The organism is Streptococcus mitis (genome assembly GCF_905187495.1).
In the GTDB taxonomy this organism is placed as follows: domain Bacteria; phylum Bacillota; class Bacilli; order Lactobacillales; family Streptococcaceae; genus Streptococcus; species Streptococcus mitis_CU.
The window spans coordinates 100,274-111,327 of the sequence record NZ_CAJJIB010000151.1 but is presented as its reverse complement, the minus strand read 5'-3'; the positions used below and the strand labels follow the sequence as shown (position 1 = coordinate 111,327).

The following is an 11,054-nucleotide window of genomic DNA, read 5'->3' as shown; positions in this document are numbered from 1 at the left end:
AACTCTACAAGTTCCTTTCACATTTTTCTAAAGCTGTTTTTAGAAAATGTCCGTTACGAAGTTTCTCTCCTACTATTTTACTATTTTTAATCAATTCTTGATAATCTTCTTCATCAATAGAGTTTAAACAATCCGCAATTTCAAATAATGAATCAACAATGATTCCACATTGATTTTTCCGTACAAAATCAGCCAAGGCAGATTGGCTCCATACAATAATCGGAAAACCAGATGCTAAATATAGAGAAGCTTTATGTGGGTTATTCATCTTTAAATACTCTCCATACATCCCACTACAAGTATGGGGGCTATCTCCATCCCATACTAACCCAAAACCGCCATGCAAGTGATTAGGGAGTTCATTAGGAGAAAAAGCACCTTGATAATGAACGTTGTGAGGAAGATTCTCCTCTTCAAAGTTAATGCCATAAATAGAAAAATCTGGTTTTTCGGGTAATTGTCTTGCGTATTTTGTTTTCCGAATATCGAAATTTCCAGCTAACAAAATAGTTTCTTTTTCATAAGCTTTCTTCTCTTTATAATGTGGAATCAAATAGTCAAATATCTCTAAGGAAACAATCTTCTCTTCCGGTATTTCTAATCGCACAAGTTCTGCTTTCATCTTTTCGTTATGGGCGATAATACCATCGACTTTTTCAAGGACTGTTTTATTTTGTAAAAAATGGATAATGGAATATTTGAAATCTATAAATGACTTGATTGTTTTATTTCTCAGGGACTCGATATCATGAATCAGCAAATAAGCTTTGAATGTCCTATTTTTCAAAAATTTTGTAAAAATTTGTTTTTTTAAGGAATGCCATAATAATGGAAATTGAAGAACTAACACATCATTTTTTGTCAAAGTGATGGGATTTGAATTATTATTTAGGGAAAAAGGTTGATATCCTGCTTCTAGCATTATTTTTTCAGCATCTAATCTTGCTTTAGATCCGGCGTGTTTGGCTTCTGTGTAAAATTCTTTTAAGTAATAATTCATACTACTTCAACCCTCTCCAAAATCTTTTTACAATATATTTTTCAAATCTCCATTGAATGGCTCCAACAACTCTTGAAATGAAGACAATCTTTTGAGGGAATAAGCGATAAGCTCTCATTAAAAATGAGCTACTTGAACTTCTAGCGTAACGATTCAGGTACTCGACATATTTTTCTTGATAGGGATTTCCCTCAAATATACGGTAGTCGACAACGTGCATCAAAACTAAATGGAATAAGCGACGTTGTACGTATGGGAGTGAGTCAGCATTTCCATCATATAAATGCTCCACTTTATCACAAATAGTAAACAAATCCAAATTTTTCAAACTAAATTCGCGATTCATAATACTACCACGTCGTACACGATAATAATATCCTGTATAATCAATTTTCACCATTTTATGTATATGTTTTAAGATTCCCATTCCTCCATACACATCTTCATAAAATAGACCTTCTAAAAATGGGAAATTGAGAATCACTTGTCTTCGAAAAAGTTTAGCAACTGCATTCAAACGGACAATATTATCTTTACATAAAGAGACTAAAGCTTCTTGGGCATTCCCTTGAAAAATAATTTTGACATTCTCGGGAGAAGGGATTGCTATTTCTTTTTCATCATTTGTATACCAACATTCTACGATGTCCATTTCTTCTGTAGTCATGTGCTTTAATAATTGCTCCAACATATCATCCTTAATGACATCATCACTGTCTACAAAAGTGATAAATTCGCCTTTAGATTCAATCATACCACGATTACGAGCGCCACTTAATCCTTTATTTGCTTGGTTGATTAAGTGAAAGCGAGGATCTTGTTGACAATAGCGCTCACAAATTTCTTTTGAGCCATCTCTTGAACCATCATTGACTAGGATCACTTCTATATCGGTATAAGTTTGATGTTGAATACTATTTAAACATTCTTCCAGATACTCTTCAACATTATAAACAGGTACAATGACACTAATCATAAATAGGCTCCTATTAAATTTTCCATTTTTTTCGAATGTCTAAATATCTTAAATATAAAGGATAAAATATACTTAAAAAATATTTCGGAGAAGAACTATACCATCTTAATAGTTTACTAGAATTAAAAATATCTGATGATTTCTTAGCTATTTCAAAATAGTTATCAATTGCATCAACATATAACTGATAGTAGGGATGTCCAATTCTTATACGATACTTTTTAAAATGACCAATACCGACTAAAAATAACATATTCCCTACATAAGGTAACCAATTATCTTCTCTAAATTCCTCTAATAATTTTTCGCCAACTTTAAAAATATCAAGATTCTTTTCTGAATATGGCTGATTCATTGTACTAGAAGTATGATATCGATAATAATAACCAATATAGTCAATTTTTCTTATTTTATGAATATATTTTAAAGAAACGATTCCAGTATAAAAATCTTCATAAATTAAATTTTCTAAAAACGGAACTTTCTCCACTATTTCACGACGATAGAGTTTTGCGACTGGACTCCAACTTACTCCATGATTAAAACATTCATATAAGGCTTCATTTGAATCTAATTCTTTAACACCAATTTCTTTTCCTTCGGAATTTAAACAATGAATATCCTCGGTTATATCACATTCTACAATATCAATCCCATTAGACATATACTTCATTAGTTGTTCTAACAGACCAAGACTTACAACATCATCACTATCGACAAACATGATGTATTCACCAAGGGATTCTTTCAAGCCACGATTTCTAGCTACACTTTGACCTTGATTTTTTTGATTGATCAATCGGAAACGCTTATCTGTTTGGCAAAAATACTCACAAATAGCTTGGGAACTATCTGTTGAACCATCATTGATTAAAATGACTTCTATATCTTGATAGGTTTGCTTTCGAATACTTTCTAGACATTCTTTCAGATATTCTTCCACGTTATAAACTGGAACGATTAAGCTAATCATTTTCCTTTTCCCCTCTTGAATTGTATTTCATCATTCCTCTAACTTGTCTTCCCTAATGCCATTTTTCCATTTCCATATAGAGTGATAGAAGGGAAATAGGATGGTGTTGTAATATCTTGGACACAGGTTATAAAGTCTAATCATACGCGAACTTTTGGCAACCTCAGGATTTTTCTTCGTTATAGCTACATACTCTGCTAATTTTTGATTATAGACTTTTGCATATGGATTTCCTTTTCGAATATAATCTTGATAATGCATTGTAGCTAAATGAACTAGGAAACTGGCAATATAAGGAAGCAGTTCTTCCCTATCAGAATACATCTCTAATAGTTTGTCACTTACTGTAAAGATATCTAAATTTTTAGGAGTAAAGGTTCGGTGCATGATACTAGCTTGACGTTGTCGATAATAATAACCTTTATAATCAATTTTAATGATTTTTCGAATATATTTTAACATTCCAATTCCACAATAAACATCTTCAAAAATCACCCCATCTATATAAGGAACAGCTTCAACAATTGATCTTCTATAAAGTTTTGTAACTGCATTAACATTTAAAACATGTTTAGTGAAAATTTTTACTGCTTCTTGAGAGTTCCCTTCGAATATAATACTTGGTTCTTTAAAACTTTTAGCAAGAAATTCCTCGTTAGATACGGTAAACTGACTTTCCACAATATCTACGTCTTCACGCATATAGTGCATTAAGGTTTCTAAATAGTTCGCTAGAATCATGTCATCACTATCCACAAATACAATAAACTCTCCTCTTGAAGCTGCTACACCAGTATTTCGTGCAGCGCTCAATCCTTGATTTTCTTGATTCAACAAGTGAAAGCGACGATTCTCTTTACAATAACGTTCACAAATAGCTTGTGAGCCATCCGTTGAACCATCATTTACTAAAAGGACTTCAAAATCTGTGTAGGTTTGGTTTTGAATGCTGTCTAAACATTCTTCCAGATAAGTTTCTACATTATAAACGGGTACGATTACACTAATCATTCTTTATCCTAACCTTATTTCCTTAATCCAATTTCATCCAAAAGTGTCTTTGTAAAATCTTTTTGAATGGCATTAACCTTGTTATTGATTTTTTTTCGTTCTTCAATATGAATATCTTCAGATTTCATGACACTCTCTAGGAACTCTAATAAGTCGTGTGAATCACAAATGACACTCCCCACCATAAGACTCTTAATATCTTCAAATACAAAACCACGTTTGTCTTTGTATTCCTCATAATCATTAATGGTAAATGCAACTGGCCTATTTAATAAATAATAATCTAAAAATACTGAAGAATAATCTGTAATTAATGCACTGGTTGTGCCCAAAAAGGTATATAAAGTCCCATACTGCTTACTAATGATATCTTCTGTCAATAGATGAATCGTCGAAGCATTCATCTCGAATTGTAACTGAGATTCCTCAAGAGGGTGAAGTTTAATATAAAGTTGATACCCATAGTTTGAGAGTAGTACTTCAATGTTTTGAAAGTCCTCTTCTTCTAAAGAAAATATCAATGCTGCTTGGCTATCATGATAATTTTTAGAATTGCGGTATGTTGGCATCCAGATGATTTTCTTCTCTTTTGTCTCTTTAAAGAGTTCATCATTTCGAATATTGCCAACAAGAAGCATCTGCTCATCTTTAGCATTAAAAGCAGCTTTCATGATTGGAGTAAATAATTCTGAAGAGGAGACTAATTTTGTAAAGAAATTATAGTCAATTTTTTCCATTCCAACTTCAAGATTCCCAATTTTTTTCAAGGGCATTCCATGCCACAAGTTGACAACCATCTGGCTTGGAGCAGGTTTTATAGGATACTTGCCAAATGAATAGAAAAAATATTTAGATATTAAAAAATAAAAGAAACCTCGATAAATAGAAACATACTTTACATTCTTCTCTTTTTCTAAGTGATAGAAATCATTTGAAGAGCAAACAATCTCATATGTTTCCTGATAGCCATTATCCACCAAATAGTGATAGAGTGTTCTAAGATTATCTCTGAAACCCCAGTTAGAATACAGAACAATTCTATTCCTTTTCTTTGGAATAATTTTATTTATCTTATAAGTAAAATCACTTACTTTAAAAAGTAAGGGTTTTAAATAGTTAATCATTCTCTTTTTAAACCTTGCTTATAAATTTCTTTTAAATTTTGAACATTTTCTTCAATGTCAAACCGCTTTAGGTGTTCATTCAGCTGTCGTTGCTTCTCCTTGAAAGGCATTTTTTCTATATAGTTCACCCATTTAGCCTTATCTAGTGGCATAGCTGTACAGAGTTCACCAACTATCTGAGTTGTTGGATCAATTGTTTCATTCATGATAATATTGACTCCAGAACACTGAGCCTCTACTAGTACAATTGGAAATCCTTCATACAAAGACGGAAAGGCAAAAATATCAAAGGCTGAATAAAATTTATGAACATCTTCTCTTTTTCCTGTAAAGATGATATTCTTCAATTTCTTACTTTTCTCTTCTAAAATTGAACGATCAGGTCCTTCACCAACAAAGAAAAAAGTGATGTCAGGCATTTCTTTAGCAATTTCAATCAAAAAACTCTGGTTTTTGAAGGGATTTAAAATACCAATCATCCCAACTACTTTTTGATCTTCAGCTATATGAAACTCTTTGCGAATTTCTTCTCGAAAAGTTGCAGAAAACCGATACTTGTTGATGTCAATTGCATTTGGAAGGATTTGAAATGATTTCTTTCCAAATATTTTCAGTCCAGCTAATTGGCCACAAGAGATACGATGGGTCGCATTTTTCAAGGCTAGAAAGACCAAAAATCGATTGCGAATACTTTTTAACCAAGTATCTGAGAATTGGCTACTATGATTGTGGTAAATCCTAACTGGGACACCATTTTTTCGAGCATAGTAATTATGTATAAAAGCGGTTATAGGATTATGGACATGGAGAATATCAATCTTATTCCTTTCATAAAAGTGTCGGCACTCTCTTGCATAGGCAAATAGTTTAGAAATCTGTAGAGCTGGAAATACAATGCGTTTGATTTCTTTTTCATCTAGGTATTGATTAAATGGGAAATGAGCGTCACCATTTGATTCGCCAACCATATATTCAAACTCTTGATCATCAGTTGGGATATGATTCTTTATAAAACTTTGTACCCCGCTCATGGTATTCCTTACACCACCTGTTACATGTATGACTTGATATTTCATCCTAGTTTCCTTGATTCAAATCATTCTTTATCTTAGAGGTTGAAATTTCTTTTGTTCGTGGTAGGTAAACAACTTCTATTCCCAAATCACTTAAATAATCAAACTTGCCCTGCCAATCATCTCCAATGACAAACACATCAGCATGATACTTTTCTATGTCTGAGATTTTTTGATCCCAATTTTCTTCTGGTATGACGAGATCCACATATCTGATAGCCTCTAATAGAGATTTTCTTTTTTCGTAATCGAAATAACATTCTTTATTCTTTTCTAGCTTATTAAATTCATTGGTAGAAAGGGCGACTATGAGATAATCTCCCAAAGCTTTTGCCCTTTTTAAAAGATTAATATGACCGTAATGCAATAAATCAAATGTTCCGTATGTAATGACTCTTTTCATATCTTCCTAACCACCTCTACATCTTCTCTCATTTTTTTCTTATAGACCCATTTCCTAATTGAATTCGGAAGAATTCGAATCGCATTACGAAGGAAAATATTTCTAAGAAATTCTACTAAAGTAATATCTCTTCTGCGATAAAAATCTAATTGGAGCATAAAGTCAGTCTTTACATACAGGAAACCGCCCCTCCGCAGATAGCTTGAATCATTTGTCTGCATGACTACTAAAGGTTCCTGGATATTCAAAAAATCCTTAGTTGGATTATCGTGTAATAATCTCATTGTGAGGTCATAATCCTCTAGGTAACGGAATTTACGATAATTGCCAGCCTTCAAGATATACTCTTTTTTCATCATACTCGATGGATTATTAAAGGGATTTCTCATTTTCGAATATTGACGAATTTCGGCTGTAGTTTCTGGTACTTTCTTTAAGGCGGTAAATTCTGTATTTTTCTCTAGGATATTGGAACCAACCATGATGAGATTGGGATTTTTTTCAAAGGCTGCTACTTGCTTCTCAAACCTTGTTTCTAGAGAATAGTCATCACTGTCCATTCTTGCAATGAATTCTGTTTGACATTGATTAACTCCAAAGAGGGAAGCTGGTCCAGAGCCTAAGTTTTCAGGTAAATGGAAAACCTTTAAAATGGGGATTTCTCTCTGCAACTTTTCGATTTCTCTATCTAACTCTTCTGTCAATGCACCATCACAAACTAAAATGATTTCTGTCGGTTTAATGGTCTGATGGTAAGAGCTTAGTAAACTTTTCCTTAAATTTCTAGGAGTCTCTTTTTTATAGACTGTAGTTAAAACTGAAAATTTCATTTTATAACTCCTAAACCTAATTTCCAAATAACCAATCTACAATAACTGAACGGTAGGGAACGACATGGTACCAGTCAGCTTTAAAGTAAACAATGACTAGAAAGATTGAAGCATAAACCAATATCACCAAATAAAATAAAATCCACTGAACTTTTTTTTCACCTATTTTAGATAAAATCATGGGGATATATAGGCAAATAAAGGGGGTAAAATAGTGTGCAAATCTGCCAAAAAGACTTGTTTGCAAAGTTGACGCGGTAAATAAAAAGGAGATAAAAAATAGACTTCTTATAAATTCTTCTTCAGTCGATAATTTCTGTTTTCTAATCACTAGTTCTCCCAAAAGCAGAACTATACCATACCAAATTGTTAAAAATATTGGTGCCCATTTATTGCTTTCTAAAAACCATGATGATTCCAGATAGGAAGTATACTGAGGAAAGAAAGAAATAAAGGTAGTGGCAATTTGTTTGATAAAAGGAAAGATGATAAGAAATAAAATGAACACAAACTGGTATGCTCTTTTGTTTAAAACGATTTTTTTAAGGGGGAAAAACAAGAGGCATACGATACCAGATGTATGAAATAAGGGAGTTAGTAGGATAAATATCGATGCTAAAACCTTCTTATTTTTTACTAAGTAATGAAATCCTAAAAAACTTAAAGCAATCGCCAGACCTTGTCTGATATTTGATAAGGAATAAAAAAAGAGTCCTAATGAGCTGAGGTAAATCAATAAACTCATGTAAACATTTTTAGAATGCTTATAAAGCACAAAAAACCAGGCAACTAAAGTTATAAAGGCATAGGCAAATAATAAAAAGGGATAGTGATCACTAAAGTTTCTTAGAAAAATATTACTTACTAAATAACCAAGTTCAAATCGAGAACGAAATAGATTTGATAAATCCGGAAGTTGTAAATGATTCGATTCAAAAATATGGATATAAGTTCCTAAGTCTCCTCCGACGCTAGAAGTACGAAAACCCGCAATGATTAAAAAAAAGAAAAAAGTCGGAAGAACAAGGAAACCTAATTCTTTTGCTTTATCCTCATATTTCAATGAGAAAAAGGCAAGAAAAGAGACATAGACGAACATTAAAAGATAGATTGTCATTTTTTCTCTCCTGCCTTTCAAATAGTTAGTTTAATAATAGTAATAATAGGTGTCTTTATGTGAATCCATTTTATTCATTATCACACCAAGTAGTCTAGCTCCAACATGGTCTAATCTTCTTTTTGCTTCTATTATTTGTCGTCGTTTTGATTTTTTGATATCTACTACCAGAAGGGTAGCATCCGAAATACTGGCTAAAACTTGGGCATCAGTTGCTGCTAGCAAGGGAGGTGTATCGATAATGACATAGTCATAAAAATCTTCAAATGCTTTAAGTGTTTCATCCATCGAAGAACTAGCTAACATCTCAGAAGGATTAGGCGGAACAGGTCCTGAAGTCAGTACATCTAAATTCACATCATTTATCGTTAGATGATTAATGGAATCTACACCAGATCTTTTTAATAAGAAGGTGCTGAGACCCTCGGTATTACTTACCTCTGTTAATTTATGTTGGGTTGGTTTACGCATATCTGCGTCTATGATAATCACTTTTTTCCCTTGTTGAGCCAATGAGGCAGCAAGATTGATACTGACTTCACTCTTGCCTTCATTGGGGTTGGCACTTGTAACGACAATGATTTTAATATTTTTTCCAAATTCTGAGAACTGAAGATTACTCCTTAAAGTTCTAAAGGACTCAGCTACGATGGATTTACTGTTATGGATAACTTCTATATGCAACTTAGTCACCTTTCCTCTTTTTCTCTATAGTAGGGATCATCCCAAGAACAGGTGTTCCCACTAACTCTTCCAAGTCTTCGTAAGAATCAATCGAATCACTCAATACATATTTGATGAAAATAACATTAAATCCTACAAAAGAAAATACTAGAATAGATACAAGAAGATTCTTCCATAGAACGGGATAAACTGGAGAATCACTTCCCAGTGCTTCTGTAACAACTGACAAGTTGTCGCGCCCTAATCTATCTGCTGTAAATTTTTTATACTGAATGACATACTCTCTTATGTAACGATCAGCTAATTCTCTATCGAGAGCTCTTACGGTTACTGTTACCAACTGAGAACCTGAGTCGTTTGTTAATTTAACCGATTTGATTTTTGAAATTTCATCTGGTGATAAGTCTAAAGCTTTGTTCGTCTCCTCTTTAACAGGAGGTAAATCGGCTATTTCTAGATAAGTTTTAGTTTGTCTCTGAAAGAGATTAAGAGCTTCAATTGTCTGGGCATCTGTGTTTTGACCTGAAGCATTTTTCATGATGAGCTTGGATTGAAGGCTATAAACAGGTGAGATGATAAAAACAGTATATAATCCAACTGCTGCAGTTCCTATCAATATAAAAAGGATTAGAAATAGAAATTTACTCTTGATCAAAGTAAAAATCCTATTGATGTTTTTATTGAAAATTGTCATATTTTTCCCCAACTTATTTTTGAATCTTACTTATCTAGAACCATGTCCGGTAAAAATCACTTTAATAGTTTTAAATAAAATAAGTGAATCCAATTGAAAACATTCATTTTCAATATAGTACTTGTCATATTTTAATTTTTCATACGGAGTTAAATCGTAACCACCATTGACTTGTGCCCAGCCTGTAATTCCTGGAGGAATGGCCAAACGATCATTAAAATTTGGAATATAGTTTAAAAATTCACTAACAAATTCTGGTCTTTCCGGCCGAGGACCTATAAAAGACATCTCCCCTTTAATGATATTAATGATTTGTGGAAATTCATCAATTCGGGTTCTTCGAATAAATTTCCCAACTTTGGTAATCCGATGATCGTTCTTAATCGCCCATTGATGCCCATTCTTCTCTGCATCCAGATACATAGAACGTAGTTTATACATCATAAATTTTTTCCCATTTAAACCAACTCTTTCTTGTATGTAAATGGGGTTTCCGCTTGATTCTAGAACAATAAAAATGCAAGCAATAAGACAAACGGGGACCATAAACACTAAAGAAAATATTGAAAAAATAAGTGAAATTATTCTTTTAATTTTTCTATACGCCATTGTGTTGCCCCCTTTCTTATGAAGCAAATATAGAGATATAGACATATCTTGGATGAGTGCAAAAAATACTAAAAACTCCTAATTTAATAAGGTTTGAACTAGTTGATTAGAACATTTAAGCATTATTTATATTTTGGACAGACAAAATGGTTCGAAGATTTACAATAAACAACTTTTTTCCCTGATGCCAAATGTTGGTTCATATATAGAGGTCTGAAGGTTGTTTCACTTGTTATACAATGAACTAGATTATGAAGAGATCTGAGATATTTTTCATAACTGATACTTATTTCCAAACTCTCTCAGTTTAGGAATATTCGACTATTGATTTGTATGAAGTTTCTCGGAGAAATCAATTATTCACAAGTTATTAAATTTTTTTAATGGAAAATTTTGAAATGATAGAAAAAATTGATGAGTCTCTTAAACCGAACATAACAATATCAGTGTGAGCAGATTAATAAAATTACAGGAAGTGATTTGAAACAATAGAAGAATATAATAAAAGAGTCCTGCTTTCTATATGTTTATGTTTAAATGTCGATTTTCCTATAAATTTA

12 protein-coding genes are annotated in these 11,054 nt (G+C 32.4%); all 12 read right to left on the bottom strand.

Annotation, left to right across the window (positions count from 1 at the left end; genetic code table 11):
• Positions 1–4: 4 nt before the first annotated feature.
• Genes JQ843_RS06740 through JQ843_RS06685 form a run of 12 tightly spaced genes read right to left on the bottom strand, consistent with a single transcriptional unit; the run spans position 5 to position 10,494 of the window.
• Positions 5–1,000: a sugar transferase gene (locus tag JQ843_RS06740; protein ID WP_203213230.1), complete on the bottom strand. Its 996-nt coding sequence runs from the start codon at positions 998–1,000 to the stop codon at positions 5–7.
• A gap of 1 nt (position 1,001) precedes the next feature.
• Positions 1,002–1,976, bottom strand: a complete 975-nt coding sequence (locus JQ843_RS06735; protein WP_203213229.1) for a glycosyltransferase family 2 protein — start codon at positions 1,974–1,976, stop codon at positions 1,002–1,004.
• 13 nt (positions 1,977–1,989) lie between these two features.
• Complete coding sequence (locus tag JQ843_RS06730) at positions 1,990–2,949, bottom strand: glycosyltransferase family 2 protein (protein WP_203213228.1); 960 nt, start codon at positions 2,947–2,949, stop codon at positions 1,990–1,992.
• 30 nt (positions 2,950–2,979) lie between these two features.
• Positions 2,980–3,960 (bottom strand): glycosyltransferase family 2 protein, encoded by a 981-nt coding sequence (locus JQ843_RS06725; protein WP_203213227.1) that lies wholly within the window; start codon positions 3,958–3,960, stop codon positions 2,980–2,982.
• Between the two features lie 14 nt (positions 3,961–3,974).
• Complete coding sequence (locus tag JQ843_RS06720; RefSeq protein ID WP_203213226.1) at positions 3,975–5,084, bottom strand: CDP-glycerol glycerophosphotransferase family protein; 1,110 nt, start codon at positions 5,082–5,084, stop codon at positions 3,975–3,977.
• Complete coding sequence (locus tag JQ843_RS06715) at positions 5,081–6,160, bottom strand: glycosyltransferase (protein ID WP_203213225.1); 1,080 nt, start codon at positions 6,158–6,160, stop codon at positions 5,081–5,083. Before JQ843_RS06715 ends, JQ843_RS06720 begins: the two co-directional genes overlap by 4 nt.
• A 1-nt stretch (position 6,161) precedes the next feature.
• Positions 6,162–6,560: a glycerol-3-phosphate cytidylyltransferase gene (tagD, locus tag JQ843_RS06710; RefSeq protein ID WP_203213224.1), complete on the bottom strand. Its 399-nt coding sequence runs from the start codon at positions 6,558–6,560 to the stop codon at positions 6,162–6,164.
• Complete coding sequence (locus JQ843_RS06705) at positions 6,557–7,390, bottom strand: glycosyltransferase (RefSeq protein WP_203213223.1); 834 nt, start codon at positions 7,388–7,390, stop codon at positions 6,557–6,559. Before JQ843_RS06705 ends, tagD begins: the two co-directional genes overlap by 4 nt.
• 16 nt (positions 7,391–7,406) lie before the next feature.
• A complete protein-coding gene (locus tag JQ843_RS06700; protein WP_084887939.1) occupies positions 7,407–8,507 on the bottom strand; it encodes an EpsG family protein in 1,101 nt (366 codons plus the stop codon).
• 30 nt (positions 8,508–8,537) lie between these two features.
• Entirely contained in the window at positions 8,538–9,200 is a 663-nt protein-coding gene (locus tag JQ843_RS06695) for a CpsD/CapB family tyrosine-protein kinase (RefSeq protein WP_238393760.1), read from the bottom strand.
• Positions 9,193–9,885, bottom strand: coding sequence for a YveK family protein (locus JQ843_RS06690; RefSeq protein ID WP_203213222.1), 693 nt, complete (start codon positions 9,883–9,885; stop codon positions 9,193–9,195). The genes JQ843_RS06695 and JQ843_RS06690 overlap by 8 nt, the downstream gene beginning before the upstream one ends.
• Positions 9,886–9,915: 30 nt before the next feature.
• Positions 9,916–10,494 (bottom strand): sugar transferase, encoded by a 579-nt coding sequence (locus tag JQ843_RS06685; RefSeq protein ID WP_203213221.1) that lies wholly within the window; start codon positions 10,492–10,494, stop codon positions 9,916–9,918.
• Positions 10,495–11,054 lie beyond the last annotated feature (560 nt).

Bases quoted from the DNA above. Each gene is read 5' to 3' on its own strand.
- JQ843_RS06740 (WP_203213230.1), bottom strand. From the start codon at position 1,000: ATGAATTATTACTTAAAAGAATTTTACACAGAAGCCAAACACGCCGGA.
- JQ843_RS06735 (WP_203213229.1), bottom strand. From the start codon at position 1,976: ATGATTAGTGTCATTGTACCTGTTTATAATGTTGAAGAGTATCTGGAA.
- JQ843_RS06730 (WP_203213228.1), bottom strand. From the start codon at position 2,949: ATGATTAGCTTAATCGTTCCAGTTTATAACGTGGAAGAATATCTGAAA.
- JQ843_RS06725 (WP_203213227.1), bottom strand. From the start codon at position 3,960: ATGATTAGTGTAATCGTACCCGTTTATAATGTAGAAACTTATCTGGAA.
- JQ843_RS06720 (WP_203213226.1), bottom strand. From the start codon at position 5,084: ATGATTAACTATTTAAAACCCTTACTTTTTAAAGTAAGTGATTTTACT.
- JQ843_RS06715 (WP_203213225.1), bottom strand. From the start codon at position 6,160: ATGAAATATCAAGTCATACATGTAACAGGTGGTGTAAGGAATACCATG.
- tagD (WP_203213224.1), bottom strand. From the start codon at position 6,560: ATGAAAAGAGTCATTACATACGGAACATTTGATTTATTGCATTACGGT.
- JQ843_RS06705 (WP_203213223.1), bottom strand. From the start codon at position 7,390: ATGAAATTTTCAGTTTTAACTACAGTCTATAAAAAAGAGACTCCTAGA.
- JQ843_RS06700 (WP_084887939.1), bottom strand. From the start codon at position 8,507: ATGACAATCTATCTTTTAATGTTCGTCTATGTCTCTTTTCTTGCCTTT.
- JQ843_RS06690 (WP_203213222.1), bottom strand. From the start codon at position 9,885: ATGACAATTTTCAATAAAAACATCAATAGGATTTTTACTTTGATCAAG.
- JQ843_RS06685 (WP_203213221.1), bottom strand. From the start codon at position 10,494: ATGGCGTATAGAAAAATTAAAAGAATAATTTCACTTATTTTTTCAATA.